The sequence below is a fragment of the Streptomyces sp. NPDC059900 genome, from assembly GCF_050270335.1.
GTDB lineage: Bacteria > Actinomycetota > Actinomycetes > Streptomycetales > Streptomycetaceae > Streptomyces.
On the sequence record NZ_JBNNJZ010001155.1, the window covers coordinates 1 to 1105 of the forward strand.

Sequence of the window (1105 nt, forward strand, 5' to 3'; positions counted from 1 at the left end):
TAGGAGGACTTGGCCCAGTCGAGCCACGCGTCGAGCAGCTTCGACGCGGAGTCCTCCAGGTACTTGCGGCCCAGCGACAGGGCTCGCGAGTACACCGTGTTGCCGGTGCCCGCCTCGTCGCCCGTACCGGCCGATGAGTCGAAGGTCTCGACGTAGTTGTCGTAGTTCTCGCGGATCTTCTTCAGCAGGCTGCGGAAGACTTCCGCCGCCCCGCCCTTCCAGCTCGCGTCGTCCCGGCCGAAGCGGTCCTCCCAGTCCTTGAGGACCGTCGCGTGGTCCCTGAAGAACTTGGCGGCGAAGTCGAACGAGTCCCCTGTGGTGTTGAAGGAGTTCAGGTCGACGACACCGCCCCCTTCCACGCTCAGGTTGCTGAAGCGGGCGTCCTGGGTGCCGCCGCCCAGCAGAGCGAGCAGCGCGGCGCGCGGCCCGTTCATGTACCGGGCGAGCGGGATCGTGCTCATCTTGTCTTTGTTGTAGTCCGTGAACTCGTTGCCCTCGCGGACCTGGGCGTCGTGGACGTTGTCGGACCCGGGGCTGTCGAAGATGATCTCCTCGCCGGCCTTCACGCGGCCCTCGAAGACGATCCGGGCCTGCATGATCGACATCTTCTTGCCGCTGTCGAAGAAGTAGATGTCGTAGTCCTCGCCCTTGTTCGTCAGGAACCCGGAGTCCTTGACGACGAGGCTGAGGCTGCGCTCCTTGATGTCCATCCGGAAGAGCTTGCCGCCGTGATCCGAACGGAGCGTGTCGAAGACGGTGCCGCGGTCCGGCACCGGATAGCCGGTGATGTGCTTGACCAGGGTGGCCCAGGTGTCGCCCGACGGGTCTTTCGCGTCGTCGAACTTGTCGAGGTTCTCACCGGACTTGGGATCGTACCGATCGGCCACCGGGCGCCCTTTCTGGTCGGTTGTCGTTCGTGCCGGCGCGCCCCGTCGTCGTACGGGCGGGGCGGCAGGCGTCTTTCACAGGGCGCGCCGGACGGCCGTGGCGTCGGCCGGCGCGAGCGGCCGGGGTCAGTCGTCTTCCGGTTCGCCGGAGGTCCCGGCGGTCAGGGTGTCGACCTCTTCGAAGGTCTGCAGAAGCGTCTGCGCCTCGATCGCGCTCT

1 protein-coding gene is annotated in these 1105 nt (G+C 66.5%); it reads right to left on the reverse strand.

The window, feature by feature from the left end; all coding sequences use genetic code 11:
* A partial coding sequence (locus tag ACQKIP_RS48025; RefSeq protein WP_427745936.1) for an AAWKG family protein occupies nucleotides 1-887 on the reverse strand: 887 nt, incomplete at its 3' end.
* Between the last annotated feature and the right edge of the window lie 218 nt (nucleotides 888-1105).